Annotated in this window: 29 protein-coding genes, 1 other RNA gene and 1 pseudogene; 21 read left to right on the top strand and 10 right to left on the bottom strand. The window is 62.4% G+C overall.

Features of this window, described 5'->3' with window-relative positions:
* Positions 1–11: 11 nt before the first annotated feature.
* Complete coding sequence (locus LB565_RS10920) at positions 12–1322, top strand: NAD(P)/FAD-dependent oxidoreductase (protein WP_224583752.1); 1311 nt, start codon at positions 12–14, stop codon at positions 1320–1322.
* 15 nt (positions 1323–1337) lie between these two features.
* On the top strand, positions 1338–2339 hold the full coding sequence (locus LB565_RS10915) for a 4-hydroxyproline epimerase (RefSeq protein ID WP_224583751.1): 1002 nt from the start codon (positions 1338–1340) through the stop codon (positions 2337–2339).
* 3 nt (positions 2340–2342) lie between these two features.
* On the opposite strand, the gene LB565_RS10910 is transcribed toward LB565_RS10915, so the two are convergent.
* On the bottom strand, positions 2343–3251 hold the full coding sequence (locus LB565_RS10910; RefSeq protein WP_224583750.1) for a LysR substrate-binding domain-containing protein: 909 nt from the start codon (positions 3249–3251) through the stop codon (positions 2343–2345).
* Positions 3252–3428: 177 nt separating this feature from the next.
* On the opposite strand from LB565_RS10910, the gene LB565_RS10905 reads away from it, so the two are divergent.
* The 11 genes and pseudogenes from LB565_RS10905 to LB565_RS10855 all read left to right on the top strand — a co-directional run bounded on the left by LB565_RS10905 (position 3429) and on the right by LB565_RS10855 (position 15344).
* Positions 3429–3815 carry an ectoine synthase gene (locus LB565_RS10905; protein ID WP_041000990.1) on the top strand — a complete coding sequence of 129 codons (387 nt, stop codon included), beginning with the start codon at positions 3429–3431 and terminating at the stop codon, positions 3813–3815.
* Positions 3816–4228: 413 nt separating this feature from the next.
* A complete protein-coding gene (locus LB565_RS10900; protein WP_224583748.1) occupies positions 4229–5131 on the top strand; it encodes a branched-chain amino acid ABC transporter permease in 903 nt (300 codons plus the stop codon).
* A gap of 5 nt (positions 5132–5136) precedes the next feature.
* Positions 5137–6732 (top strand): high-affinity branched-chain amino acid ABC transporter permease LivM, encoded by a 1596-nt coding sequence (gene livM, locus LB565_RS10895; RefSeq protein WP_224583745.1) that lies wholly within the window; start codon positions 5137–5139, stop codon positions 6730–6732.
* Positions 6732–7892: pseudogene (locus LB565_RS10890) on the top strand (ABC transporter ATP-binding protein); the annotation flags it as partial. The gene livM and the pseudogene LB565_RS10890, both read left to right, overlap by 1 nt.
* A 20-nt stretch (positions 7893–7912) precedes the next feature.
* Positions 7913–8641: an ABC transporter ATP-binding protein gene (locus LB565_RS10885; protein ID WP_224583743.1), complete on the top strand. Its 729-nt coding sequence runs from the start codon at positions 7913–7915 to the stop codon at positions 8639–8641.
* A gap of 117 nt (positions 8642–8758) precedes the next feature.
* Positions 8759–9106: a DUF6867 family protein gene (locus tag LB565_RS10880; protein ID WP_224583740.1), complete on the top strand. Its 348-nt coding sequence runs from the start codon at positions 8759–8761 to the stop codon at positions 9104–9106.
* A gap of 136 nt (positions 9107–9242) precedes the next feature.
* The gene (locus LB565_RS10875; RefSeq protein WP_224583738.1) at positions 9243–10358 is read left to right on the top strand and encodes a branched-chain amino acid ABC transporter substrate-binding protein; all 1116 of its coding nucleotides are present in this window, start codon (positions 9243–9245) and stop codon (positions 10356–10358) included.
* A gap of 346 nt (positions 10359–10704) precedes the next feature.
* Positions 10705–14163 carry a pyruvate carboxylase gene (gene pyc, locus LB565_RS10870; RefSeq protein ID WP_224583736.1) on the top strand — a complete coding sequence of 1153 codons (3459 nt, stop codon included), beginning with the start codon at positions 10705–10707 and terminating at the stop codon, positions 14161–14163.
* Between the two features lie 150 nt (positions 14164–14313).
* Entirely contained in the window at positions 14314–14574 is a 261-nt protein-coding gene (locus LB565_RS10865; protein ID WP_224583735.1) for a DUF2312 domain-containing protein, read from the top strand.
* Positions 14575–14596: 22 nt separating this feature from the next.
* On the top strand, positions 14597–15037 hold the full coding sequence (locus LB565_RS10860) for a hypothetical protein (protein WP_224583734.1): 441 nt from the start codon (positions 14597–14599) through the stop codon (positions 15035–15037).
* A 10-nt stretch (positions 15038–15047) separates the two neighbouring features.
* Positions 15048–15344 carry a hypothetical protein gene (locus LB565_RS10855; protein WP_224583733.1) on the top strand — a complete coding sequence of 99 codons (297 nt, stop codon included), beginning with the start codon at positions 15048–15050 and terminating at the stop codon, positions 15342–15344.
* Between the two features lie 54 nt (positions 15345–15398).
* Here LB565_RS10855 and msrB read toward each other — a convergent pair whose 3' ends face one another.
* The 5 genes from msrB to LB565_RS10830 form a co-directional block, all read right to left on the bottom strand.
* Positions 15399–15803: a peptide-methionine (R)-S-oxide reductase MsrB gene (gene msrB, locus LB565_RS10850; protein WP_224583732.1), complete on the bottom strand. Its 405-nt coding sequence runs from the start codon at positions 15801–15803 to the stop codon at positions 15399–15401.
* A gap of 92 nt (positions 15804–15895) precedes the next feature.
* A complete protein-coding gene (locus LB565_RS10845; RefSeq protein WP_224583731.1) occupies positions 15896–17086 on the bottom strand; it encodes a vWA domain-containing protein in 1191 nt (396 codons plus the stop codon).
* A gap of 3 nt (positions 17087–17089) precedes the next feature.
* Positions 17090–17350, bottom strand: coding sequence for a type II toxin-antitoxin system HicB family antitoxin (locus tag LB565_RS30030; protein WP_224583730.1), 261 nt, complete (start codon positions 17348–17350; stop codon positions 17090–17092).
* A gap of 28 nt (positions 17351–17378) precedes the next feature.
* On the bottom strand, positions 17379–17825 hold the full coding sequence (locus tag LB565_RS10835; RefSeq protein WP_224583729.1) for a GNAT family N-acetyltransferase: 447 nt from the start codon (positions 17823–17825) through the stop codon (positions 17379–17381).
* Between the two features lie 88 nt (positions 17826–17913).
* Entirely contained in the window at positions 17914–18753 is an 840-nt protein-coding gene (locus LB565_RS10830; RefSeq protein WP_224583727.1) for an AAA family ATPase, read from the bottom strand.
* Between the two features lie 149 nt (positions 18754–18902).
* Between LB565_RS10830 and ssrS the strand changes: the two genes are divergently transcribed.
* The 6 genes from ssrS to LB565_RS10800 all read left to right on the top strand — a co-directional run bounded on the left by ssrS (position 18903) and on the right by LB565_RS10800 (position 22069).
* Positions 18903–19058, top strand: a non-coding RNA gene (gene ssrS, locus LB565_RS10825) — 6S RNA.
* Between the two features lie 82 nt (positions 19059–19140).
* Positions 19141–19728 carry a 5-formyltetrahydrofolate cyclo-ligase gene (locus LB565_RS10820; RefSeq protein WP_224583724.1) on the top strand — a complete coding sequence of 196 codons (588 nt, stop codon included), beginning with the start codon at positions 19141–19143 and terminating at the stop codon, positions 19726–19728.
* A gap of 66 nt (positions 19729–19794) precedes the next feature.
* On the top strand, positions 19795–20619 hold the full coding sequence (locus LB565_RS10815) for a YmdB family metallophosphoesterase (RefSeq protein WP_140546534.1): 825 nt from the start codon (positions 19795–19797) through the stop codon (positions 20617–20619).
* A gap of 80 nt (positions 20620–20699) precedes the next feature.
* Complete coding sequence (locus LB565_RS10810; RefSeq protein WP_224583722.1) at positions 20700–21464, top strand: TerC family protein; 765 nt, start codon at positions 20700–20702, stop codon at positions 21462–21464.
* 53 nt (positions 21465–21517) lie between these two features.
* Positions 21518–21682: a BrnT family toxin gene (locus LB565_RS10805; protein ID WP_224583720.1), complete on the top strand. Its 165-nt coding sequence runs from the start codon at positions 21518–21520 to the stop codon at positions 21680–21682.
* 96 nt (positions 21683–21778) lie between these two features.
* Complete coding sequence (locus tag LB565_RS10800; protein WP_224583718.1) at positions 21779–22069, top strand: BrnA antitoxin family protein; 291 nt, start codon at positions 21779–21781, stop codon at positions 22067–22069.
* Positions 22070–22073: 4 nt separating this feature from the next.
* Here LB565_RS10800 and LB565_RS10795 read toward each other — a convergent pair whose 3' ends face one another.
* From LB565_RS10795 to LB565_RS10780, 4 genes are read right to left on the bottom strand one after another with little or no spacing between them, the layout of a single operon-like run.
* Complete coding sequence (locus tag LB565_RS10795; protein ID WP_224583716.1) at positions 22074–22541, bottom strand: SRPBCC family protein; 468 nt, start codon at positions 22539–22541, stop codon at positions 22074–22076.
* A gap of 23 nt (positions 22542–22564) precedes the next feature.
* Positions 22565–22927, bottom strand: coding sequence for a hypothetical protein (locus tag LB565_RS10790; RefSeq protein ID WP_224583714.1), 363 nt, complete (start codon positions 22925–22927; stop codon positions 22565–22567).
* A gap of 30 nt (positions 22928–22957) precedes the next feature.
* Entirely contained in the window at positions 22958–23350 is a 393-nt protein-coding gene (locus tag LB565_RS10785) for a VOC family protein (protein ID WP_224583712.1), read from the bottom strand.
* Positions 23351–23394: 44 nt separating this feature from the next.
* Entirely contained in the window at positions 23395–23877 is a 483-nt protein-coding gene (locus tag LB565_RS10780; protein WP_224583710.1) for an SRPBCC domain-containing protein, read from the bottom strand.
* Positions 23878–23928: 51 nt separating this feature from the next.
* Between LB565_RS10780 and LB565_RS10775 the strand changes: the two genes are divergently transcribed.
* Together LB565_RS10775 and LB565_RS10770 are read left to right on the top strand one after the other, a co-directional pair.
* Entirely contained in the window at positions 23929–24252 is a 324-nt protein-coding gene (locus tag LB565_RS10775) for an ArsR/SmtB family transcription factor (protein ID WP_224583708.1), read from the top strand.
* A 204-nt stretch (positions 24253–24456) separates the two neighbouring features.
* A complete protein-coding gene (locus tag LB565_RS10770) occupies positions 24457–25206 on the top strand; it encodes a YebC/PmpR family DNA-binding transcriptional regulator (protein WP_140841722.1) in 750 nt (249 codons plus the stop codon).
* Position 25207: the final 1 nt, after the last annotated feature.

Genomic DNA, 25207 nt, shown 5'->3' with positions numbered 1-25207 from the left:
GGGACAGCGACGTGCAGGAAAATTCCGAGGACGGGCGCCGCCCCTCATCCGCCCTTCGGGCACCTTCTCCCCGTCAACGGGGAGAAGGGAGGGAAGACATCGCCATCATCGGCGGCGGCATCATCGGCATCTGCGCTGCGACCCTGCTCTCCGAAGCGGGGCGCAGCGTCACCGTCTTCGACCGCACCGGCATCTGTGAGGAGACAAGCTCCGGCAATGCCGCCGCCTTCGCCTTCTCCGACGTGCTGCCGCTGGCGCATAAGGGGATGATCCGGCAATTGCCGAAATGGCTCGCCGACCCGCTCGGGCCTTTGACCATTCCGCCGGCCTACCTGCCGAAACTCCTGCCTTGGCTGATCCGCTTCTGGCGGGCCGGTGCGCCGAAGCACTACGAGGCGAGCCTCGCCGCGCAGGCCGGCATGATGAGGTTGGCCGAAGCCGAATGGATGGGGCTGCTCGACCGCTCCGGCACGCGGCCGATGCTGCGCGAGGATGGCTCGCTCGAGTTCTATGAGAGCGAGGCGGAGTTCCGCGCCTCGCTGCCCGGCTGGGCCGAGCGCCAGCGTTTCGGCATCGGCTTCCGCCATGTCGAGGGCGAAGAGATGGCCGCGCTGCAGCCGGGTCTTTCGCCGCGCTTCGTCAAGGCCACCTTCGTGCCGGGCTGGAAGACGGTCGCCGATCCGAAACTGCTCGGCAAGGCGATCTGGGCCTATGCGGAAAGGCTCGGCGCCCGTTTCGAGCATACGCGGGTGGAGCGCATAGAGGCCGACGCAAACGGCGCCACGATCATTTTGGCCGACGGCAGCAGGCGCACGGCGAAGAAGCTCCTGATCGCCGCGGGCGCCTGGTCGCATCTCCTGGCAAGGAATCTCGGCGACCGTATCCCGCTCGAAACCGAGCGCGGCTACAACACGACGCTGCCTGTGTCGGCTTTCGACGTGAGGCGGCAGCTGATCTTTTCCGGGCATGGCTTCGTTATCACGCCGCTGCAAACGGGCCTTCGCGTCGGCGGCGCCGTCGAACTCGGCGGCATCGAGCGGCCACCCAATTTCGCCCGTTCCAAGGCGATGCTGGAGAAAGCGAAGCGTTTCCTGCCCGGGCTCGACCCGTCGGGCGGCCGCGAGTGGATGGGCTATCGTCCGTCGCTGCCGGATTCATTGCCGGTCATCGGCACGGCGCGCGCGCCGAACGTCTATTATGCCTTCGGTCACGGCCATCTTGGCCTCACCCAGTCGGCGGCGACCGGCCGCTTGATCCGCGATCTCGTTCTCGGGCAGACTCCACCGCTCGATCTCACCCCTTTCCGTCCGCAACGGTTCTGACAGACAGGAGAATCCATGGCCAAGAAATCCTTCTTCTGCATCGATGGCCACACCTGCGGCAATCCGGTGCGCCTTGTCACCGGCGGCGGTCCGCTGCTCCAAGGCTCCACGATGATGGAGCGGCGGGCGCATTTCCTCGCCGAATATGACTGGATCCGCACCGGGCTGATGTTCGAGCCGCGCGGCCATGACGTGATGTCGGGCTCGATCCTCTACCCGCCGACGCGCGATGACTGCGACATCGCCATCCTTTTCATCGAGACCTCGGGCTGCCTGCCGATGTGCGGCCATGGCACGATCGGCACCGTCACGATGGCCATCGAGCATGGGCTGGTGAAGCCGAAGACGCCGGGCGTCTTGAGGCTCGACACGCCAGCCGGCCTTGTCATCGCCGAATACAAACAGGTCGGCGAAGATGTCGAGGAGGTGCGCATTACCAACGTGCCGTCCTTCCTCTATGCCGAAGGCTTGACCGTCGACTGCCCGGTGCTCGGGGAGATCAGCGTCGACGTCGCCTATGGCGGCAATTTCTACGCCATCGTCGAGCCGCAGAAGAATTACCGGGACATGGCCGATCACTCGGCCGGCGACCTCATCGCCTGGAGCCCGGTTGTGCGGCAGCGCCTCAACGAGAAATACTCCTTCGTGCATCCGGAGAATCCCGGCATTGACCGGCTGTCGCATATGCTGTGGACGGGCAAGCCGAAACATGCCGAGGCCGATGCGCGCAACGCCGTCTTCTATGGCGACAAGGCGATCGACCGTTCGCCCTGCGGCACGGGCACCTCAGCCCGCATGGCGCAGCTCCATGCCAAGGGCAAGCTCAAGCCCGGCGACAGTTTTGTCCATGAATCGATCATCGGCTCGCTGTTCAAGGGCAGGGTCGAAAAGGAGGTCAGCGTGGCCGGCAAACCGGCGATCATCCCCTCGATCGGCGGCTGGGCACGGATGACCGGGTTGAACACCATCTTCATCGACGACCGCGATCCGTTCGCGCACGGGTTCATCGTGACGTGACCGTCAGCCGGAATATCCAACCGGCTTGCGGTCAGGCCCCGGCTTTGACCGAACCTGATCGCGGAACCATTCGGCGAACTTGGCCTCGGCAGACGAGGGCTGCGCCGACATGGTCAGGAAATAACCCTTGTCGTCGTCGGTCGAAACATCGGAGAGGACGACGAGGTCGCCGCGCCTGAGCTCCTCGCGAAAAACCTCGACCGGGCACAATGCCACGCCGTGCCCGGCAATGACCGCCGTCGCCAGTATGTTGAAATCGGCAAAAACCGGGCCGCTTCCGACATCGCGCCCTTTGACCCCGGCCTTGGAAAACCATTCCTGCCAGCCCTGGCGCGTTTCGTCATGCAACAGGTCTGCCGCCGCGATCGCCGCCGCCGTTTCCAGCCGCCCCTTGCGCGCAAGATAGTGCGGGCTGCAGGCAGGCCGGCTTATGCGGGAAAACAGCTTGAGGCTGGTGACATGGGGCGAAGGATCGGCGCCCAGCGTGATGAGGATGTCGTTGTCGTCGTCCAGCCGGTCCTCGGCCTTCGCATAGGCGACGCGGATCGCGATCTCGGGATGACGGACCGTAAAGTCCGACAGGCGCGGCACCAACCAGCGGCTGGCGATGGAAGGAATGCAGCCGACCGACAGCGATTGCCCGCCGGCGCTTCTGCGAATACGGCGGCAGGTGGCTCCGAGCTCTGCGAGCGCCGCGCTCGCCGATGCCTGCAGGATCAGCCCGGCCTCGGTCAGGCGCACTTTGCGGGCGTCGCGATGAAACAATGCGACGCCGAGCCATTCCTCCAAGCGCCTTATCTGGTGGCTGATGGCAGGGTGGGTGACGTGGAGCTCCTCACCGGCAGCCGAGAAACTGAGATGGCGAGCGGTTGCTTCAAAGGCCCGGATCGCGTTCAGCGGCAGATAGTCCATCTGTAAAATTCTCTAACAGAAAAAACCAAAATCCATCATTTGAAGCCTGATTCGACCTGAGTCATTGACCTGGGCCGGCAGCGCAAAAATCTAACCAGGCGAGAGCAAGAAGTCGATGCCTGCCGCCGAATTCGAGGCGCGCCGGCGCTTCTCAAATCCGATTCAGGAAGGACAACCATGTTCACTAGACAATTGGCTGATGTAGAAAAAACTGACTTCTTCGTCGATTGGGGCAACGGCACCAGCCATCGGCTGCTGACAAGCCAAGACGGCATGGGCTTCACCATATGCCACACGGTTGTGCGCGCCGGCAGCGAATCGCGGCTGCAGTACCGGCGGCACCTGGAGGCCTGCTACTGCATCTCCGGCAGCGGCGAGGTCGAGGACATGACTGGCACCGTCCATCGCGTCGAGCCGGGCACGGTCTACGTGCTCGATGCCCATGACGACCATTTCCTGCGCGCCGACAGTGCCGGCGACATGGTGCTGGTGAGTGTCTTCAATCCGCCGCTCGAAGGCACCGAAAAGCATAGTCTCAATGGAGAAGGAGGCTCTGCTTACTGAGCCTTCGCTTCAAGGCTTTTCTATTGTGGCGCCGAGCTCTCGGCCGAAGGCGCGGCGCCGTCACGCGGCCGTCATACAGGGCCATCTTGACCCAACGGAATGTGCCGCGGCGCGAAACCCAGCGCTTCGGTTCATGCAAGGATTCTTCTCATCAACTTATTTTGACGCCGATTCCTTCGACAGGAGGCTCATCATGGGGTTGAATCGCCAAAGACATTGCGTTGTGCCAATGATAGGGTCCGCGATAGTCCAGGGGTCGGGTGCGAAAAAACGGGCAATCGGACGGCGTGCTTCCAAACCACGCGGAGCGATTGAAAAATCACGTTGCAATCCGGGCTCGAAACTTTACGACTAGGGGAAATACGAAAAGGAATGCGTCCTGAAAGGCGACATTCCAGGGGAGCCGCGTAAATATGCAGTATTTCGTCCAGCAGCTTATCAATGGGCTGACGCTGGGATCTATCTATGGCCTGATCGCGATCGGCTACACGATGGTCTACGGCATCATCGGCATGATCAATTTCGCCCATGGCGACATCTTCATGGTCGGCGCCTTCACCGCCCTCATCGTCTTCCTGATCCTTGGCGCGCTGTTCTATTCGGTGCCGGTCGTGGTGGCGCTCCTGATCATGATGATCGTGGCGATGCTTCTCACCAGCCTCTACAATTGGACGATCGAGAAGGTGGCCTACCGGCCGCTGCGCGGCTCGTTCCGCCTGGCGCCGCTGATCACCGCCATCGGCATGTCGATCGCGCTGTCCAACTTCGTCCAGGTCACGCAAGGGCCGCGCAACAAGCCGATCCCGCCGCTGGTCAGCCAGGTCTACACGATCGACGGCATCAGCGTCTCGCTGAAGCAGATCATCATCGTGATCGTCACCATCATACTGCTGGCGATCTTCTGGTATCTCGTCAACCGGACCGCGCTCGGCCGGGCGCAGCGCGCCTGCGAACAGGACCGCAAGATGGCGGCGCTGCTCGGCATCGACGTCGACCGCACCATCTCCATCACCTTCATCATGGGCGCGGCCCTTGCCGCCGTCGCGGGCACCCTGTTCCTGATGTATTACGGCGTCGTGGTGTTTTCGGACGGCTTCGTGCCGGGCGTGAAGGCCTTCACGGCAGCCGTGCTTGGCGGCATCGGCTCGCTGCCTGGCGCGGTGCTCGGAGGATTGCTCATCGGCTTCATCGAGAGCATGTGGTCGGCCTATTTCTCGATCGACTACAAGGACGTCGCCGCTTTCTCGATCCTGGCGATCGTGCTGATCTTCCTGCCCTCCGGCATCCTCGGCCGGCCTGAAGTCGAAAAGGTCTGATCCTCATGGCCGCTACCGTGTCTTCGGAGCGCGACACCGTCGCTACTCCCCTCCAACGTGCTTTCCGCGAGGCGCTTTACGCCGGTGCCATTTCGCTTGGCCTGTTCGTGCTGTTCATCGGTCTCAGGACCGACCAGAACATCAGCAACGAACTGATCCTGGTGCAGCGCTGGGGCTTGCTCGCCCTGGTGGTCATTGCCACCGCCGTCGGCCGCTTCCTGTATGTCGCCTATGGCCAGCCCTTCCTGGCGAGTCTGAAGGTCGCCGACATCGACACAGGCCTGCTGCCCGAGACCATGGCGGCACGCTTCTTCAGGATGCCTTTTTTCATAGCCGCGGTCGTTATCGCAGCCTTGCTGTTCGTGCTGGCCGGCTCGCTTGACGGGCTGCTCGGACCCGACCTTGCCGGGTACGCGCGCTTCGTGCGGGCGCTCGCGATCATCTATGCCGTCGCCTGGGTAATGTATTATTTCCGGGCCTTCATCCACGCCCACTTCTCGGCATTGGGCATCAGCGCGCTGGCGCTCTATCCGATCGTCGTCGTGCTGGTGCTTGCGCTGGTGACGGGATCGATGGCGGGAGGTTTTCAGGGCTCGCTGAAGTGGGTCGACAATTTCGGCATACAGATCCTGATCTATGTGATGCTGGCCTGGGGGCTGAACATCGTTATCGGCCTCGCCGGCCTGCTCGATCTCGGTTATGTCGCCTTCTATGCTGTTGGCGCGTATGCCTACGCGCTGCTCGGCACGCATTTCGGCCTGTCCTTCTGGATCCTGCTTCCGGCCGCCGGCTGCATGGCCGCCTTCTGGGGCGTTATGCTCGGCTTTCCGGTGCTGCGATTGCGCGGCGACTATCTGGCGATCGTCACGCTTGCCTTTGGCGAGATCATCCGGCTCGTGCTGATCAACTGGCGCGAAGTGACCAATGGTTCGGCCGGCATCTCCGGTATTCCGAAAGTCTCGTTCTTCGGCCTGATGTCGTTCAATGTCTCCGATCCGAACTACATCGCCAAGGTTCTGCCCATTGCCACATCGGGCGCCTATTACAAGATTTTCCTTTACTATCTGATCCTTGGACTCTGCCTTCTGACTGCCTTCGTTACCGTCAGGCTGCGCCGGCTGCCGGTCGGCAGGGCTTGGGAAGCACTACGTGAGGATGAGATCGCCTGTCGCTCACTCGGCATCAACACCACCACCACCAAGCTGACCGCGTTCGCCACCGGCGCGATGTTCGGCGGCTTTGCCGGCTCGTTCTTCGCCGCACGGCAAGGTTTCGTCAGCCCCGAATCCTTCGTCTTCCTGGAATCGGCGATCGTCCTTGCCATCGTCGTGCTCGGCGGCATGGGTTCGCTGGTCGGCATCGCCATAGCGGCACTGGTGATGATCGGCGGCACTGAAGCCTTGCGGGAACTCGATTTCCTGAAGCGGGTCTTCGGTCCCGATTTCACGCCTGAACTCTACCGCATGCTTCTGTTCGGCATGGCTATGGTGATCGTCATGTTGTGGAAGCCGCGCGGCTTCGTCGGCAGCCGCGAGCCCACGGCCTTCCTCAAGCAGCGAAGAGCGGTCTCGGCCTCCTTCACCAAGGAGGGCCACGGCTGATGAACGCGACCCCTTCCTCGAATGACCTCATCCTGCAGGTCGAGCATCTGTCGATGAAGTTCGGCGGCCTGGTCGCCATCGGCGACCTGTCCTTCCAGGCCAGGCGCGGCGAGATCACCGCGCTGATCGGCCCGAACGGCGCCGGCAAGACCACGGTGTTCAACTGCATCACCGGCTTCTACAAGCCGACCGAAGGCATGATCACGCTGAACCGGAACGACGGCTCGACCTATCTGCTCGAGCGCCTGCCCAACCATGAGATCCCGGCGCGCGCCAAGGTGGCGCGCACCTTCCAGAACATCCGCCTGTTCTCGGGCATGACGCTGCTTGAGAACCTGCTCGTTGCCCAGCACAACAAGCTGATGAAGGCTTCGGGCTATACCCTTCTCGGCCTGTTCGGCTTTCCGAGCTACCGCCAGGCCTCGGCCGAATCGATCGAGCTCGCCAGGCATTGGCTGGAAAAGGCTGATCTCGTCGACCGCGCCGACGATCCCGCCGGCGACCTGCCCTATGGCGCGCAGCGGCGCCTGGAGATCGCCCGCGCCATGTGCACGGGTCCGGAGCTTCTGTGCCTGGACGAACCGGCCGCCGGCCTCAATCCGAAGGAATCGGCCGCGCTCAACGAGCTGTTGATGGGCATCAAAAGCACCGGCACGTCGATCCTGCTCATCGAGCATGACATGTCGGTGGTGATGCAGATCTCCGACCATGTCGTCGTGCTCGAATACGGCCGCAAGATTTCCGACGGCAATCCGGCATCGGTCAGGACCGACCCGCGCGTCATCGCCGCCTATCTCGGCGTCGACGACGAAGAGGTCGAGACGGTGCTGACCGAGGTCGGCGACGAGGACGTGATCGAGCAGCTCGATACCGGCCCCGATTCCGCGCATGGGCCGGGCAATTCCGCATCGATGATGGCGGGACCGGTTTCCGATTCCGTCGAACATGCGAATGAGGGCGAGCGGGTCACCGTGTCGAAGGGCGCCTCGAAGGCGGCGCAGGTCGACGCGCGCGCCACCTCGATAGCCAGCAAGCCCCAATCGGCAGCCAAATCCGGCACTGCGAAAGCGGCACCTGACAAGCCGGCTGCCAAGGCTCCAGCCGCGAAAGCCGGCACTGCTTCGAAGGGCAAGGACACAGCGGCCAAGCCTACAGCGGGCAAGCGTGGAGGGCGCAAATAATGGCCGGCACAACGCTGCTCGACATCAAGGGCGTCGAAACCTATTACGGCAACATCCGCGCGCTGAACGGCGTCAATGTGCAGGTCAACCAGGGTGAAATCGTGGCGCTTATCGGCGCCAACGGCGCCGGCAAGTCGACCTTGATGATGACCATCTTCGGCGCTCCGCGCGCGCGGACCGGCACGATCACCTTCGCCGGCACCGACATCACCCAGCTGCGGACGCACGAGATCGCCCGCCTGCGTATCGCCCAGTCGCCGGAAGGACGCCGCATCTTCCCGCGCATGACGGTTATGGAAAACCTGCAGATGGGCGCCAGCCTCGACAACCTCAAACATTATGACGAGGACGTCGAGAAGGTGTTCACGCTGTTCCCGCGGCTGAAGGAGCGCATCACCCAGCGCGGCGGCACGCTGTCGGGCGGCGAGCAGCAGATGCTGTCGATCGGGCGCGCGCTGATGGCGCGGCCGAAACTGCTTTTGCTCGACGAGCCGTCGCTGGGCTTGGCGCCGCTGATCGTCAAGCAGATCTTCGACGCCATCCGCGAGCTCAACAAGACGCAGGGGCTGACCGTGTTCCTGGTGGAGCAGAACGCCTTCGGCGCGCTCAAACTGGCCACGCGCGGTTATGTCATGGTCAACGGCAATGTGACGATGAGCGGCACCGGCAAGGAACTGCTCGCCAATCCGGAAGTGCGCGCCGCCTATCTCGAAGGCGGACATCATTAGAGCGCGATGACTTTCCCAGGATCGCCATCCCGCTCTAAGGCTTTGTTCTTGAAGCATGATCTTCTCCGAAAAGCCTGCAACTTTTTGGGACCATGCTAAGATCTGGGGATATCAATCATGCAGGGTATTATCTACGAAGAGGCCACGATCTGGCATTTCCTGTTCGTCACAGGCCTGCTTGGCGGCGGGGCGGCATGGATGACAGGCAAGGCGGCGGCTCAGACCTGGAGCACGTATCTGCGGCTGTTTTTCTTCCTGCTCGGTCTCGGCATCGGCGTCAGGTTCATCCATCACGCTTTGTTCGACGGCACGATGTTCTCGCTGCATTACTATATCGTCGACACCATCGTGCTGATGATATTGGGCTTTCTCGGCTATCAATACACCCGCACCAACCAAATGGTCACACAGTATAACTGGCTCTATGAAAGAGCTTCCTTGTTAAGCTGGAAACCGAAAGCTTGACGTTCACCATTACGCCGTTTCGGGGATGAATCGGCGTGACAAGTGCCTGAAAATCGGCATTCTATGCTTTCTGCGATAAGGGTGGGCATCGCATGAAAGCATCATCCACGCCCACTCCGTAAATGGGAGCGTTTCAATGAAAAAATCACTTTTGTCCGCCGTGGCGCTGACCGCGTTCGTCGCGTTCAGCAGCAGCGCGTGGGCCGACATCCTGATCGGCGTCGCCGGTCCGATCACCGGCCCGAACGCCGCCTTCGGCGCGCAGTTGCAGAAGGGCGCGGAACAGGCGGTCGCCGACATCAACGCGGCGGGCGGCATCCTCGGCCAGCAGCTCAAGCTCGAGATCGGTGACGACGTCTCCGACCCCAAGCAAGGCATCTCGGTCGCCAACAAGTTCGTCGCCGACGGCGTCAAGTATGTCGACGGCCACTTCAATTCGGGCGTCTCGATCCCGGCGTCGGAAGTCTATCAGGAGAACGGCATCCTCGAGATCACGCCGGCCGCGACCAATCCGAAGTTCACCGAGCGCGGCATGTGGAACACCTTCCGCACCTGCGGTCGCGACGACCAGCAGGGCAAGGTGGCCGGCGACTACATCGCCAAGAACTTCAAGGATGCCAAGATCGCCATCATCCACGACAAGACGCCTTATGGCCAGGGCCTTGCCGACGAGACCAAGAAGAACCTGAACGCCAACGGCATCAAGGAAGTATTGTATGAAGGCGTGAATGTCGGCGACAAGGACTTCTCGGCCCTCATCGCCAAGATGAAGGAAAACGGCGTCACGCTCATCTATTGGGGCGGCCTGCACACCGAAGCCGGCCTGATCATCCGTCAGTCGGCCGACCAGGGCCTGAAGGCGCCGCTGTTCTCGGGCGACGGCATCGTCTCCAACGAACTGGCCTCGATCGCGGGTGATGCCGTTGCCGGCACGCTCAACACCTTCGCTCCGGATCCGCGCAAGAATCCGGCCGCCAAGGAGGTGGTGGAGAAGTTCCGCGCCAACGGCTTCGAGCCGGAAGCCTACACGCTCTACTCCTATGCCGCGGTGCAGATCATCGCCCAGGCCATCGCCAAGACCGGCTCGGCCGACGACGCGCAGAAGGTTGCGGAGACGATCCGGGCCAATACCTGGAAGACGGCCATCGGCGACATCGGCTACGACGCCAAGGGCGACATCACCCGTCCTGACTATGTCATCTACGAGTGGAAGAAGGGCGACGACGGCAAGTACAGCTACTTCGAGAAATAAGCCGGCCAACTCTAAAGCAGGTCATGAGACCTGCTTTAGGTCCTTCGTTTCAGGCATGTCTTCGTCCCGAAACCGCTGCACACCTTCGGGAGACATGCTTAAGCCGACTTTCGGGGATGCCCGGCGCTTGCGCCGGGCATTTTCGTTTGCGGGTGAGCGACCGGTCGTGGGGGAGGGCGCCGAGTTCGCACTGGCTGGCACCGGGTCCCGGCCGACGCTTTGGAGCATTTGGCGCAAACAGGCGACTTAAATCGTTTTAGCTGTCGCGCAAATTTGTTTGCGCTGCAGCATTTTCCCGTTAATCATTGCGCCGGTTCATCTCCCTTCCGCTGCTGGAGCCCAGTCCTTGGCAATCACGAAGATCCTCGTCGCCAACCGGTCCGAAATCGCCATCCGCGTGTTCCGCGCGGCCAACGAGCTCGGCCTCAAAACCGTGGCGATCTGGGCGGAGGAGGACAAATATTCGCTGCACCGCTTCAAGGCCGACGAAAGCTATCAAGTCGGGCGCGGACCGCATCTCGCCAAGGACATGGGGCCGATCGAGAGCTACCTGTCGATCGAGGAGGTGATCCGGGTCGCCAGGCTATCGGGCGCCGACGCTATCCATCCCGGCTACGGCCTGCTCTCGGAAAGCCCGGAATTCGCAGAAGCCTGCGCCGAAGCCGGCATCACCTTCATCGGGCCGAAGCCGGAAACGATGCGCAGGTTGGGCAACAAGGTCGCCGCGCGCAACCTGGCGATCGAGGTCGGCGTGCCGGTCGTGCCGGCAACCGATCCGCTGCCGGACGACATGGACGAGGTGAAGAAGCTCGCGGCCCAAATCGGCTATCCGGTGATGCTCAAGGCCTCGTGGGGCGGCGGCGGCCGCGGCATGCGCGCCATCCGTTCCGAAGCCGACCTCGCGCGCGAGGTGATGGAAGGCAAGCGCGAGGCCAAGGCCGCCTTCGGCAAGGACGAGGTCTATCTCGAAAAGCTGATCGAGCGTGCGCGGCATGTCGAGGTGCAGGTGCTGGGCGACACCCACGGCAATGCGGTGCATCTGTTCGAGCGCGACTGCTCGATCCAGCGTCGTAACCAGAAGGTCGTGGAGCGTGCGCCGGCGCCCTATCTCAGCGAAGAGCTGCGCCAGGAGCTCTGCGGCTACGCGCTCAAGATCGCGCGCGAGACCAGCTATATCGGCGCCGGCACGGTCGAGTTCCTGCAGGACGCCGACACCGGCAAGTTCTACTTCATCGAGGTCAATCCGCGCATCCAGGTCGAGCACACCGTCACCGAGCAGGTGACGGGCATCGACATCGTCAAGGCGCAGATCCACATCCTCGACGGCTTCGCCATCGGCACCAAGCAATCGGGCGTGCCGGCGCAGAAGGACATCAGGCTGAACGGCCATGCGCTCCAGTGCCGCATCACCACCGAGGATCCGGAGCACAATTTCATCCCGGACTATGGCCGCATCACCGCCTATCGCGAGGCGGCCGGCTTCGGCATCCGGCTCGACGGCGGCACCGCCTATTCGGGCGCGGTCATCACCCGTTTCTACGATCCGCTGCTGGAAAAGGTGACAGCCTGGGCGCCGACCCCCGGCGAGGCGATTTCGCGCATGAACCGGGCGCTCCGCGAGTTCCGCATCCGTGGCGTCGCCACCAACCTTACCTTCCTTGAAGCGATCATCAACCACCCGCGCTTCGCCGACAATTCCTACACGACCAAGTTCATCGATACGACGCCGGAGCTGTTCGAGCAGGTGAAGCGGCAGGACCGGGCCACCAAGCTGCTCAACTACCTCGCCGACGTCAGCGTCAACGGCCATCCAGAGACGCGCGGCCGGCCGATGCCGAAGGCGAATGCGGCCGCACCGGTGGTGCCCTATCTCAACGGCCATGTTCCGGACGGCAGCAAGCAGAGGCTCGATGCGCTGGGCCCCGAGAAATTCGCGGCCTGGATGCGCGAGCAGCCCCAGGTGCTGGTCACCGACACGACGATGCGCGACGGCCACCAGTCGCTGCTCGCCACGCGCATGCGCACCTATGACATCGTCGGCATCGCTGGCACCTATGCGCGGGCACTGCCGCAGCTCTTGTCGCTGGAATGCTGGGGCGGCGCAACGTTCGACGTCGCCATGCGCTTCCTCACCGAGGATCCGTGGGAGCGGCTGAGCAAAGTGCGCGAGGCGGCTCCCAATCTTCTGCTGCAGATGCTTTTGCGTGGCGCCAACGGCGTTGGCTACACCAACTATCCCGACAATGTCGTCCAGCATTTCGTCGCCCAAGCGGCAGCCGGCGGCGTCGATCTGTTCCGCGTCTTCGACTGCCTGAACTGGGTCGAGAACATGCGGGTGGCCATGGACGCGGTCGGCGCCGAAGGCAAGCTGGTCGAGGCGGCGATGTGCTATACCGGCGATATCCTCGATCCGGCCCGCGCCAAATACGACCTCAAATACTATGTCGGGCTGGCCAAGGAGCTGGAGGCCGCCGGCTCGCATATCATCGCCGTCAAGGATATGGCCGGCCTGTTGAAGCCGGCCGCGGCGCGCGTGCTGTTCAAGGCGCTGCGCGAGGCGACTGACCTGCCGATCCACTTCCACACGCACGACACGTCCGGACTTTCGGCAGCCACGGTGCTGGCGGCGGTGGAGAGCGGCGCCGACGCGATCGACGCGGCGATGGATTCCTTCTCCGGCAACACCTCGCAGCCCTGCCTCGGCTCGATCGTCGAGGCGCTGAAGGGCACCGAGCGCGATCCCGGTCTCGACCCGCAATGGATCCGCCGCATCTCCTTCTATTGGGAGGCGGTGCGTAACCAGTATGCCGCCTTCGAGAGCGACCTCAAGGGGCCGGCCTCGGAAGTCTATCTGCACGAGATGCCGGGCGGCCAATTCACCAACCTCAAGGAACAGGCGCGCTCGCTTGGACTGGAGACGCGCTGGCATGAGGTGGCGCAGGCCTATCATGACGTCAATCTGATGTTCGGCGACATCGTCAAGGTGACGCCGTCGTCCAAGGTGGTCGGCGATATGGCGCTGATGATGGTCAGCCAGGATCTCACCGTCGCCGATGTCGAGAACCCGGCAAAGGACATCGCCTTCCCGGATTCGGTGGTGTCGATGCTGCGCGGCGATCTCGGTCAGTCACCCGGCGGTTGGCCGGCGGCGCTGCAGAAGAAGGCGCTGAAGGGCGAGAAGCCGATCACCGTGCGGCCCGGCTCGCTGCTAAAAGCAGCCGATCTCAAGGCCAGCCGCAAGGACATCGAGGGCAAGCTCGATCGCAAGCTCACGGAATATGAATTCGCCTCATGGCTGATGTACCCGAAGGTGTTCACCGATTTCGCCGCCGCGCAGGAGACCTACGGGCCGGTCAGCGTCCTGCCGACGCCGACCTATTTCTACGGCATGAAGCCGGAAGACGAGATCTTCCTCGACATCGAGAAGGGCAAGACGCTGGTGGTTCGCTGCCAGGCGTTCGGCGATGTTGACGAGAAGGGCATGGTCACCGTCTTCTTCGAGCTCAACGGCCAGCCGCGCCGCGTCAAGGTGCCGGACAGGGCGCATGGCGCTTCCGCCGCCAAGGCGCGCCGCAAGGCCGAGCCCGGCAATGAGGGGCATGTCGGCGCGCCGATGCCCGGCGTCGTGTCGGCGCTTGCAGTGGCGGCCGGACAGGCGGTCAAGGCGGGCGACGTGCTCTTGTCGATCGAGGCCATGAAGATGGAAACCGCGCTGCATGCCGAACGCGACGGCGAGATCGCCGAGGTGCTGGTCAAGGCCGGCGACCAGATCGATGCGAAGGATCTCTTGATCGCCTTCAAGTAGGTGCGATCGGAACGTCGAAGGGACGATTGACGGCAGCCGTCCACAGCCGCTCGACAAGTGTCTTGACCCGCCGCGCCCGCTCGGGCAGGGAACCCGCTCCAATTCGCCGCGGCGGGAATCGCCATGGCTTCAGAAGACGCGGAGAGAAAAATGGCCGACGAAATCACCGAGACCAGCCAGACTGTAGCCGCCGGCCAGCTGCGCACCATCATCGAGCGCATCGAGCGGCTCGAGGACGAGAAGAAGACGATCTCCGACGACATCAAGGATGTCTATGCAGAAGCCAAGGGGACTGGCTTCGACACCAAGGCGATTCGCACCATCGTGCGGCTGCGCAAGAAGGACCAGGCCGAGCGTCAGGAGGAGGAGTCGATCCTGGATCTCTACAAGGCCGCCCTCGGCATGGCGTAAGCCTCATGGCCGGAGACCGGCCATGAGCGAATTCGACTTCGGCGGCCGTCGCGCCTCGGAGTTCCGCCATCGCGGCTTCTGGGCGCTGTTCGCCGAACGGCACCCGCAAGAAAGGCAAAGGCTCGCGCGACGCGGGCCATGGTTCTGGCAGCGCGGGCTGCCGGATTTCGCTTTGGTCCTTTCGATGTATGTCGCACCGGCGCAGAACCATGTCGGCGTCTTCTTCGGGCGCAATGAGAAGTTCGGCGCCACGGAATCCTGGGCGCGGCTGAAACCGTTCCAGCCGGCGATCGAGTCCAGGCTGAAGCTCAGGCCCGAGCAGAGCTGTGAAGGTCTCGGCATCAACTCGATGTGGCGGGTGAACTGCTACGCCGAGGACAATTGGCCGGCCATGAGCGACTGGCTGGTGCGGGAATGCTCACGCTTCGAAGAAGCCGTGACCGAAGTTCTCGGGCAGCGATAGGTCGCCGGCGATGACGGGTTTTTTCCGGACGCGGTGGAGGGGCGAAGTGCTGCTCGACCGGCTGTTCTGGCGTGACATGCTGCTGGTCGGGACCATCTTGAGCATCGCCTCTTCGGCGCTGGCGCTGATCCTGCTTGGATTGAAGCTGCCGCTCTGGCTGGTGCTGACGGCGCATTTCCTCCCCGTTCCCTACAACATCTTCCTCACGGTCGCCGTGTGGCGGACCGCGGAGAAGGTCGGGGGTTTCAAGGCGCAGCTGATGATGCTCGGTTCCGCGCTCTGGCTGATCGCGACAGTCGTGGCATGAGCCATACGAAAAAGGGCGACCGAAGCCGCCCTTTGCGAAGACTGGAAGCCCCGATCAGGCCGCGGGTTCGAAGCGCAGCGCCACGCCATTGATGCAGTAGCGCAGGCCGGTCGGCGGCGGGCCGTCCTCGAAGACATGGCCGAGATGGCTGCCGCAGCGCGCGCAGTGGCATTCGGTGCGGACCATGCCGTAGCTGCGGTCGACAGTGGTCTCGATCGCGCCCGGGACCGGATCGTTGAAGCTCGGCCAGCCGGTGCCGCTCTCGAACTTCAGCTTGGATTCGAACAGCGGCTGGTCGCAGCCGACGCAGTAGAAGGTGCCGGCGCGCTTCTCGTAGAGCAGGGCGCAACTGCCGGGGCGCTCGGTGCCGTGGTTGCGCATGACGGCATACTGCTCCGGCGTCAGCCGGGCGCGCCATTCGGCATCGGTGCGGGTGACGGGATAGGCGTGGGTGTCCATGAAATCTCCTCGGCCTTGGCGGCTCGTTGTTGCTTGCAACGGATATTCGCCCAAACATAGGCCTTTGTTACGGGTGCTTCCAGCGTAGCGAGCTAATGCTTGCGCGACAGCTGCGTTGTCGCTGCCTCAAGCCCGGCCAATGTCAGCGGGAACATGCGGCCGCCGAAGATGTCGCTGATCAACTGGATCGAGTGCGTGTAGCGCCAGTTCTTTTCAGCTTCGGGATTGAGCCATATCGCGTTCGGCCATTGCTGCAACAGGCGGGCCAGCCACACACTTCCGGCCTCCGGATTCCAGTGCTCAACCGAGCCACCCGGATGGGCGATCTCGTAGGGGCTCATCGAGGCGTCGCCGACGACGATCACCTTGTAGTCCGGCCCGTATTTGTGGATGAGGTCGAAAGTCGGGATCGTCTCGGCCAGGCGCCGGCGGTTGTCCTTCCAGACGCGCTCGTAAAGGCAATTGTGGAAGTAGAAATATTCGAGCTGGCGGAACTCGGCGCGCGCGGCGGAAAACAGTTCCTCGACGCCGCGTATATGGTCGTCCATCGAGCCGCCGACATCGAAGAACATCAGGAGCTTCACGGCATTGCGCCGCTCGGGCCGCGTTTTGACGTCGAGATAGCCATGCTCGGCGGTGGCGTGGATGGTGCCCGGCAGGTCGAACTCCTCCTCGGCGCCCTCGCGCACCCAGCGTCGCAGCCGCTTCAGCGCCACCTTGATGTTGCGGGTGCCGAGCTCGACGGTGTCGTCGAAGTTCTTGAATTCGCGCTTGTCCCAGACCTTCACCGCGCGGCGATGGCGGCTTTCATGCTGGCCGATGCGAACCCCTTCGGGGTTGTAGCCATAGGCGCCGAAGGGCGAGGTGCCGCCGGTGCCGATCCATTTCGAGCCGCCCTGGTGCCGGCCCTTCTGCTCCTCGAGGCGCTGCTTCAGCGTCTCCATCAGCTTATCGAAACCGCCCAGCGCTTCGACCAGCTTCTTTTCCTCCTCGCTCAGGTGCTTTTCCGCCAAACGGCGCAGCCATTCCTCGGGGAGCTTGGCGACATCGACGGCATCCGGGCCGCCGAGCGCTTCGACGCCCTTGAAGACATGCGCGAAGACCTGGTCGAAACGGTCGATATGACGCTCGTCCTTCACCAGGGCCGAGCGCGCGAGGTAATAGAAAGCCTCGACATCATAATCGACCAACCCCGCTTCCAGTCCCTCCAGCAGCGACAGATATTCCCTGAGCGAAACAGGAACCCGCGCGGCCTTCAGTTCGAGGAAGAAGGGGATGAACACCTGCTATCTCTGCCTCACGATCACGGCGGAATCACCGTTGGCACTGTCGATTTCGCCGGATCGAAGCAAAGCCACCAGCGCACGCGGTTTGGGAATGGGCAAGCGCTTCGCCATCCGTGCTTCCGTCCACTCGCGGACGGCGAGCTCAGCGTCGGCAATCGCTTGCTCAGGGCTTAAGCCGCCTCCGTGGCAACCTGAAAGGTCGGGCACCCGCACGCCCCATACGTCGTTGGAGCCATCTAAAATTCCAACATAGCCAGTCATTCGTTCTACGGATTAAATCCCGCGCTTATCATAGCAGATCATACTCGATGAATCCGGTCCGCCGCGCCACATGGTCGTAGAGCCGGCGCGCTGTGGCGTTGGTCTCGTGCGTCATCCAGTAGACATTCTTGATGCCAATTTTGCCGGCCTCGTCCCGCACGGCTTTGATCAGCGCCGCGCCCACACCCTTGCCGCGCACCGCGGGGTCGGCGAACAGATCCTGCAGATAGCAGTTGTTGACCTGCGACCAGCAGGAGCGGTGATAGAGATAGTGAGTCAGGCCTACGGCCTTGCCGTGAAACGTGGCGATGAAGCCCTTCGGTTCGAACTCGCCTTCGGTGAACAGGCGCTTCCAGGTGATGTCGTAGACCTCCTCCGGCAGCTTGGTCTCGTAGAAGGTCAAATAGGCGGTCCAAAGCCTCCGCCAGTCGGCGTGATCGGACTGCACGAGCGGGCGGATGTTAATCTCGAACATTTCTTCCTCCAGGCTTTGGCGCGAGGCTGCGGCAGATGCCTCGCGCGGGCAACGGTCCACGGCCGGCGAAAATGCTGTTGCTGTTAGCCTATTGCTGCCGTCTCGCCATGAAGGCCAACCGCTCGAACAGGTGCACGTCCTGCTCGTTCTTCAACAGCGCGCCGTGCAGTTTCGGCAGCATGTTCTTCGGATCGGCGCGCAGGTCTTCGGGTGCGATGTCGTCGGCGACCAGCAGGCGGATCCAGTCGAGCGCTTCGGAGGTCGAGGGCTTTTTCTTCAGGCCCGGCACGTCGCGGATCTCATAGAACTGGCTGAGTGCCGCCCGCACCAAATTCTGCTTGATGCTGGGGTAATGCACCTCGACGATCCGGTGCAGCGTGTCGATGTCGGGGAAGCGGATATAATGGAAGAAGCAGCGGCGCAGGAAGGCGTCCGGCAGTTCCTTCTCGTTGTTCGAGGTGATGATGACGATAGGCCGGAACTCGGCGCGGATCGTCTCGCCGGTCTCGTAGACGAAGAACTCCATCCGATCGAGCTCCTGCAGGAGGTCGTTGGGGAATTCGATGTCAGCCTTGTCGATCTCGTCGATCAAAAGCACGACTTTTTTCTGCGCCGCGAAGGCATCCCACAGCTTGCCGCGCTTGATGTAATTGGCGATGTCGTTGAAGCGTTCATCGCCGAGTTGGCTGTCGCGCAGCCGCGAGACGGCGTCATATTCGTAGAGGCCCTGCTGCGCCTTGGTGGTCGACTTGACGTTCCATTCGATGAAATCGAGCCCAAGCGCCGAAGCCACCTGGCGGGCAAGCTCGGTCTTGCCGGTGCCAGGCTCGCCCTTGACCAGCAAGGGCCGCTCCAGCGCGATCGCGGCGTTGACCGCGACCATCAGATCCTTGTCGGCGACGTAAGCCGCAGTGCCTTCGAAACGCATTTTTTCTCCTGTCCCTGCAGCCGGACCGTAAGGAGGCTGGACAGGCCGCGCAAGGCGTGGCGACGCCGCGGAGCGCGCGACAAGAATTTACAGGGCCGGGAGAGCTATCCTTCTGGCGCGCGGCTAATGATCGGCCTATATTTGCTGTCGGCGGTCTGCGCTTCCCGGCAGGAGAAACTTATCCCCGGGGCCTTATCGATCCTTAGGGAGCTGTCCCTGGGAAGACCCGTGGGTTTTCTCACACGGCGCCCACCTACTTTGTAGGCACCCGGGATCGACCTCTCCACCGGTTGTGTGGATCGTCGCTCTCCCGTTTTCGGGAGACATGCGCTAGAAAGCGTCGCTCCTAAAACGCCATCCAAATCCGACTTTTTCTAGCGTCCGCGCATGAGCTCTTCCAAAGACCTGAAAAAACAGCTTCGCAAGGAAGCATTGGCGCGCCGCGATGCGCTCGACGAGTTCTGGCGCGTCGAGATCGCGCTCGAAATGGCCGAGATCGCGAAGGAAAAAATCGACTTCGAACCCGGCCGGGTCGTCTCCGGCTTCTGGCCGATGCGCTCGGAAGTCGATGTGCGGCCGCTGATGTTCGCGCTGCGCGAAAAGGGCGCAAGGCTCTGCCTGCCCGCGATCCTCGACAAGACCACGATCGTCTTTCGCGAGCTGGTGCGCGGCGCGCCGATGGTCGAGATGGGATTCGGCACGGTCGGGCCGCATGAAGAGGCGGAAGTGCTCGACCCGACGCTCATGCTGGTGCCGCTCGCCGCCTTCGACGCCCGCGGCCACCGTATCGGCTATGGCGCCGGCTATTACGATCGGGCGATCGCCAGACTGGCCGACAAGGGCATCGCGCCCAGGCTGATCGGCATCGCCTTCGACTGTCAGGAAGTCGAAATGGTCCCTGACGAGAACCATGACGTCATCATCCCGGAAATACTGACCGAGAGCGGGTTGCGCCGCTTCGCGCCCCAATTGTAGATAGTCGGCGAGGCTGATGGTCTTCGCGGAAGTCATGCAGCTTGGCAGACTTCGGCTCGGGATCTTATGAGACTTCTCTTCCTCGGCGACATGGTTGGCAAAACAGGGCGCACGGCAGTCTGGGAACAGCTGCCGGGGCTGATCTCCGACTTCAAGCTCGATTTCGTCATCGTCAATGGCGAGAACGCCGCCGGCGGCTTCGGCATCACCGAGGAGATCTTTCGCGAGACGCTCGCGGCCGGCGCGGATGTCGTCACCACCGGCAACCATGTCTGGGATCAGCGCGACGCGCTGATCTTCGCGCCGCGCGAGGAGCGCTTCCTGCGCCCCTCCAATTTTCCCAGGGGCACGCCGGGCCGCGGCTCCGGCGTCTATATTGCCCGCAACGGCGCGCGCGTGCTGGTCGCCAACATCATGGGGCGCGTCTTCATGCATCCCGAGCTCGACGATCCGTTCCAGGCCGGCGAGCGTGAGCTTGCGGCCTGCCCGCTCGGCGAGCAGGCCGATGCGGCGGTCATCGATTTTCACGCCGAGGCGACCTCGGAGAAAATGTGCTTCGCGCATTTTGTCGACGGCCGCGCCAGCCTCGTGGTCGGCACGCACACGCACCAGCCGACCGCCGATCATCAGATCCTCAATGGCGGCACCGCCTACATTTCCGATGCCGGCATGTGCGGCGATTATGATTCCTCGCTCGGCATGGATAAGGAAGAGCCGCTCAACCGGTTCCTTTCCAAGGTGCCGAAGGGTCGTTTCGAGGCGTCGTCAGGGCCCGCGACGCTCTGCGGGGTCGGCGTCGATATTTCGGACCGCACCGGGCTTGCCGAAAAAATCGCGCCGTTTCGTCGCGGGCCGCGGCTGGAAGAAACGGCGCCGTCCTTCTGGTCGTGACATTGATATAAGCGAGATCGATACCTAACTGGCGACGAAACCCGCGAAAACTGCTCCAGATCGTAGAGGGGACGACCTTCATGCAGCTTGTCAAATTTCTGGCGCCGCACTTTCATTTTGTTTCCGATCCGACCGCGTGGGTCGCGCTTTTGACCTTGGTGGTGCTCGAGGTCGTGCTCGGCATCGACAATCTGATCTTCATCTCGATCCTGACCAACAAGCTGCCGGAAGCGCAGCGCGCCCGCGCGCGCCGGCTGGGCATTTCGGCGGCGCTGATCATGCGACTGATCCTGCTCGCCACGATCTCGATCATCGTGCAGCTAACGACGCCGGTGTTCACCGCCTTCGGCCACGGCTTTTCCTGGCGCGACCTGATCCTGATCGCCGGCGGCCTGTTCCTGGTCTGGAAGGCGACCAAGGAAATCCATCATACGGTTGACCCGCAAGACCATCAGGACACGATGGTCGGCACGCTGCAGATGAGCCTTGCCGGCGCGATCTTCCAGATCCTGCTGCTCGACCTCGTCTTCTCGATCGACTCCATCATCACCGCCGTCGGCATGACCGACGAGATCGTCATCATGTATATCGCGGTCATCTTGGCGGTAAGCGTGATGATGCTGGCGGCGACGCCGCTTGCCAATTTCATCGCCAGGAACCCCTCTATCGTCATGCTGGCGCTTGGCTTCCTTTTGATGATCGGCATGACACTGATCGCCGACGGCATGGGCTATCACGTGCCTAAAGGATACATCTACGCCGCCATGGGTTTCTCGGCGTTGGTCGAAGGCCTCAACATGATGGCGCGGCGGCGTAAGAGACAGGGGTCAGGCGAGGGGCACTGAGAACTTGACTCTTACAGATTTGTACGTACATATTTGTATGGCAAGGGAACGCGATGCGGTTCGAGTGGGATCCCGAAAAAGCGCGGCGCAATCTTGCCAAACATGGCGTCGCCTTTGACCTCGCGAAGAAGGTTTTCGACGATCCGCTTCATCTGATTGTGCCCGATCGTTTTGAGAACAGCGTTGGCATGCGATCGGCATGGTCGGAACTCAGGTGATCCTGCTCGTAGTTCACACGTATCCGACCGTGGCAGATGAAGAACGTATTAGAATTGTCGGCGCTCGCAAGGCCACCCCACATGAAAGGAGGCACTATGAGCAGGAAGGACCTTAGCAAGGATCAGCGTGATCAACTGGCCAAGCTGGCTGATCTGCCTGACGATCAGATCGATACTTTCGACATTCCGGAAGCGCCAGCGGAGAACTGGGCTCACGCTCGCCGAGGAGATCTCTACCGGCCCCTCAAACAACCTGTCACCATTCGCCTTGATGCTGATGTGCTCGCCTGGTTCAAGCGGCACGTAGAGGAGGGCGGTGGTTATCAAACGGAAATCAACCGGGTGCTCCGGCGTTATGTGACGGAGCAGGAGAGGCGTCGATCCTAGCCTTCTATTTGGCCGAAACGCCCTTCGGATTGCGGTCGCCGATCAGGCCGAGCGTCAGGCCCTGTTCCAGCCATGCCTTGGCGCCGGCGAGCACCAGCGAGAAGCCGCCGGTGGATTCGACCGCTTGCTTGACCTGTTCGTCGGCGGAACCGGCGAAGCCGAAATTGCGGACTTCGAGGAAGGTCGCTTCATCGGGCATTTTGGTGAAGGTCCAGACGACGGTGGTCGGCGGATTGCTCCACTGCATGACGATTTTCTCGTTGGGGACGATCTCACTGACCTCGACCTTGGTCGAGACGCTATACATGCGCCACTCCCACTCGACCGGCTTGCCCTCATCCAGCCGGCCGCTGGAATGCGTGAACCAGAATTTCGTGGTGACCACCGGATCGACGATGGCTTCGAACACCTCAGCGACCGGTCGACGGATCAGCATGGCGGTTTCGGCGATGGGAGGTTCTCTGAGCTCCATACGGCTTTCCTTTCCGGCAGGATTCACCAAGCATCCGGCTCACGCACCAGGTGAATGATGTTGGCCGGGTTGGTGATCCAGCCGCCACGAAAGCCTTCACCCAAAGACTCTATTGCGTCGCAGCGCACGACACCGGCCTTTGCAAGATGCGAGGCCGCGCTCTTGAAGTCCGGCGTGAAAAGCTCCAGCCGGACTTCAGCCTGGCTCATCATCGGCGCCTCGTCGATCCAGAGGCGATTGGGACCAAGTTCGAAACCGATCGCCGGCGCCTTGGCCGTAAACGGCTTCAATCCCACAACATCGCGATAGAAGGCGATCGTTGCCTCGTATTGGTGCGACGGCACCTTCATGGCGATGTTGATGCCGCCGGTAATCTCGGTGTCCATTGCCGATCCTCTTGATTGCGTTGGATATCGTTACGGCAGGTTGATCTGCCAGGAGACGCCGAAGCGGTCGTTGAGCCAGGCGAAACGCTGGCTGAAGCCGTAATTGCCGGTCGGCATCAGGAAGCCGCCGTCCTCGGAGAGGACGCCGACGATGCGCTCGAGCTCCTCTTCGGACGAGCAGTCGACAAAGAAGGAAAAGGACGGCGTGAAGGTGAAGGCGTGGTGGACGGGGCTGTTGTAGATCCTGACCTCGACGCCGCCGATCAAAGCGCGCGCCAGCTTGAGCATTCCTTCGGCCCCGTCCTCGCCCGAGCCATAGCGCGTGATGTCGAGCACACGGCTATCGGGAATGGTCTCGCAATAGAGGGTCACGGCCTCCTCGGCCTTTCCCTCGAACATCAGGAATGGCGTTGCTTTCGTCATCGGACGGCCTCCTCCTGCCGGATATCGGGACCTGAATGTCGGGCTCAGATGTTGGTCTCGTTGGCCGGCTCGCCCTTCATCTCACTGCGGTAGTAGCCGTCGCGCAGATTGATGCCGTATTCGAGATAGGCCTTCATGCAGGCCAGCATCTGCGACCAGCCCTCGCAATTTAGGTAGGATTTCTTCAGGCCGGCCTCGCCTTCATGCCAGCCGGACTCGGCGATGGTGATGAAGGTGCCGCCGTCCTCAAGCGGCTCGAAATTCATCTCGATACGGGTCTTGTAGGCGGGCTTGCCGTCGGCGTCTGTCGCGTCCCAGCGCAGCACGATGCGCTTGTCCTTCGTTACCTCGTCGACCTCCACCGGCACCGTCTTCCACCAGGTGACGGTGGCGCCGGCGACAAGCGGCGCCGAGGCACCGCCGATGGTGGTGAAATAACCGCTGAGCTTTGTCGGATTGACGACGGCATCGAAGACCTCGCCGACCGGTTTGCCGATGCGTCCGGAAATCCTGAAACCAAGGGACATATCCACAGCTCCTTCCTTGCTGCTCGAAACGATATGTTATAGAAACATAACATGTCAAGCCAAACCTCCGACGACCATGTTTTCAAGGCCTTGGCGCATGCGCGCCGGCGCGAATTGCTGGATCGCCTGAAGGATCAGCCGCAGACCACCGGCGCGCTGTGCGAGGCGTTCCCGGACATGGACCGCTGCACGGTGATGATGCACCTAAAAGTGCTGGAGGAGGCCGATCTGGTGGTGGCGAAGCGTGAGGGCCGCGAACGCTGGAACCATCTCAATGCGCTGCCGATCAAGCAGATCCATGACCGCTGGATCAGCCAGTATGCCGGCCACGCCATCAGCATTCTCGATCGGTTGAAGTCCGATCTAGAGGGGTGAACGGCTCTCTTCGAGGTTGGCGTGATGGTGCGTCTGGACGAATTGAGCCGATTTATCTATAAGCCGGCCATTCCGACAAAGAGCGCCGCGTGCCTTCGCAGGCATGCTTGGTGCGTTCTAAAAGATTGAATTCGAGCATTCTGCCGAAGACGCGGTGACGACACCTCGCTTCGAGATGCTCTAGCCGAACACGACAGGGGTGCCATGGCTGGCCATTCGCAGTTTAAGAACATCATGCACCGCAAGGGCCGCCAGGACGCGGTGCGGTCGAAAATGTTTTCCAAGCTGGCGCGCGAAATCACCGTCGCCGCCAAGACCGGCACGCCGGACCCGGCGATGAACCCGAGGCTGCGCCTTGCCGTGCAGAACGCTAAGGCTGTGTCGATGCCGAAGGACAACATCCAGCGCGCCATCAACAAGGCGTCCGCGGGCGACGCCGAAAATTACGAGGCCGTGCGCTATGAAGGCTACGGCCCCGGCGGGGTGGCGCTGATCGTGGAAGTGCTGACCGACAACCGCAACCGCTCGGCTTCCAATGTGCGCGCCGCCTTCACCAAGGCCGGCGGGGCGCTCGGCGAAACCGGCTCGGTGTCGTTCATGTGGAACCGCGTCGGCGAAATCTATTACCCGGCCTCGGCCGGCAGCGCCGACAAGGTGATGGAAGCCGCGATCGAGGCCGGCGCCGACGACGTGGAGTCGGACGAGGAAGGCCACACGATCTATTGCGCCTTCGAAAATCTCGGCGAAGTGTCGAAGTCGCTGGAAGCCGCGCTCGGCGAAGCGGAATCGGTCAAGCCGATCTGGCAGCCGCAGAACAATGTCCCGGTCGACGAAGAGCGGGCGCAATCGCTGATGAAGCTGGTCGCCACGCTCGAGGACGATGACGACGTGCAGAGCGTCTACGCCAATTTCGAGGTCGACGACGAGACGATGGCCAAGCTCAGCGCGGCCTGAC

The sequence above is a fragment of the Mesorhizobium sp. CA14 genome, from assembly GCF_020165195.1.
GTDB lineage: Bacteria > Pseudomonadota > Alphaproteobacteria > Rhizobiales > Rhizobiaceae > Mesorhizobium.
This window is presented reverse-complemented; position numbering and strand designations above follow the sequence as displayed.

What these genes read in the sequence shown, in the direction of transcription:
- LB565_RS10915 (WP_224583751.1), top strand. Translation starts at nt 1,338, where the DNA reads ATGGCCAAGAAATCCTTCTTCTGCATCGATGGCCACACCTGCGGCAAT.
- LB565_RS10910 (WP_224583750.1), bottom strand. Translation starts at nt 3,251, where the DNA reads ATGGACTATCTGCCGCTGAACGCGATCCGGGCCTTTGAAGCAACCGCT.
- LB565_RS10905 (WP_041000990.1), top strand. Translation starts at nt 3,429, where the DNA reads ATGTTCACTAGACAATTGGCTGATGTAGAAAAAACTGACTTCTTCGTC.
- LB565_RS10900 (WP_224583748.1), top strand. Translation starts at nt 4,229, where the DNA reads ATGCAGTATTTCGTCCAGCAGCTTATCAATGGGCTGACGCTGGGATCT.
- livM (WP_224583745.1), top strand. Translation starts at nt 5,137, where the DNA reads ATGGCCGCTACCGTGTCTTCGGAGCGCGACACCGTCGCTACTCCCCTC.
- LB565_RS10885 (WP_224583743.1), top strand. Translation starts at nt 7,913, where the DNA reads ATGGCCGGCACAACGCTGCTCGACATCAAGGGCGTCGAAACCTATTAC.
- LB565_RS10880 (WP_224583740.1), top strand. Translation starts at nt 8,759, where the DNA reads ATGCAGGGTATTATCTACGAAGAGGCCACGATCTGGCATTTCCTGTTC.
- LB565_RS10875 (WP_224583738.1), top strand. Translation starts at nt 9,243, where the DNA reads ATGAAAAAATCACTTTTGTCCGCCGTGGCGCTGACCGCGTTCGTCGCG.
- LB565_RS10865 (WP_224583735.1), top strand. Translation starts at nt 14,314, where the DNA reads ATGGCCGACGAAATCACCGAGACCAGCCAGACTGTAGCCGCCGGCCAG.
- LB565_RS10860 (WP_224583734.1), top strand. Translation starts at nt 14,597, where the DNA reads ATGAGCGAATTCGACTTCGGCGGCCGTCGCGCCTCGGAGTTCCGCCAT.
- LB565_RS10855 (WP_224583733.1), top strand. Translation starts at nt 15,048, where the DNA reads ATGACGGGTTTTTTCCGGACGCGGTGGAGGGGCGAAGTGCTGCTCGAC.
- msrB (WP_224583732.1), bottom strand. Translation starts at nt 15,803, where the DNA reads ATGGACACCCACGCCTATCCCGTCACCCGCACCGATGCCGAATGGCGC.
- LB565_RS30030 (WP_224583730.1), bottom strand. Translation starts at nt 17,350, where the DNA reads ATGACTGGCTATGTTGGAATTTTAGATGGCTCCAACGACGTATGGGGC.
- LB565_RS10835 (WP_224583729.1), bottom strand. Translation starts at nt 17,825, where the DNA reads ATGTTCGAGATTAACATCCGCCCGCTCGTGCAGTCCGATCACGCCGAC.
- LB565_RS10830 (WP_224583727.1), bottom strand. Translation starts at nt 18,753, where the DNA reads ATGCGTTTCGAAGGCACTGCGGCTTACGTCGCCGACAAGGATCTGATG.
- LB565_RS10820 (WP_224583724.1), top strand. Translation starts at nt 19,141, where the DNA reads ATGAGCTCTTCCAAAGACCTGAAAAAACAGCTTCGCAAGGAAGCATTG.
- LB565_RS10815 (WP_140546534.1), top strand. Translation starts at nt 19,795, where the DNA reads ATGAGACTTCTCTTCCTCGGCGACATGGTTGGCAAAACAGGGCGCACG.
- LB565_RS10810 (WP_224583722.1), top strand. Translation starts at nt 20,700, where the DNA reads ATGCAGCTTGTCAAATTTCTGGCGCCGCACTTTCATTTTGTTTCCGAT.
- LB565_RS10805 (WP_224583720.1), top strand. Translation starts at nt 21,518, where the DNA reads ATGCGGTTCGAGTGGGATCCCGAAAAAGCGCGGCGCAATCTTGCCAAA.
- LB565_RS10800 (WP_224583718.1), top strand. Translation starts at nt 21,779, where the DNA reads ATGAGCAGGAAGGACCTTAGCAAGGATCAGCGTGATCAACTGGCCAAG.
- LB565_RS10795 (WP_224583716.1), bottom strand. Translation starts at nt 22,541, where the DNA reads ATGGAGCTCAGAGAACCTCCCATCGCCGAAACCGCCATGCTGATCCGT.
- LB565_RS10790 (WP_224583714.1), bottom strand. Translation starts at nt 22,927, where the DNA reads ATGGACACCGAGATTACCGGCGGCATCAACATCGCCATGAAGGTGCCG.
- LB565_RS10785 (WP_224583712.1), bottom strand. Translation starts at nt 23,350, where the DNA reads ATGACGAAAGCAACGCCATTCCTGATGTTCGAGGGAAAGGCCGAGGAG.
- LB565_RS10780 (WP_224583710.1), bottom strand. Translation starts at nt 23,877, where the DNA reads ATGTCCCTTGGTTTCAGGATTTCCGGACGCATCGGCAAACCGGTCGGC.
- LB565_RS10775 (WP_224583708.1), top strand. Translation starts at nt 23,929, where the DNA reads ATGTCAAGCCAAACCTCCGACGACCATGTTTTCAAGGCCTTGGCGCAT.
- LB565_RS10770 (WP_140841722.1), top strand. Translation starts at nt 24,457, where the DNA reads ATGGCTGGCCATTCGCAGTTTAAGAACATCATGCACCGCAAGGGCCGC.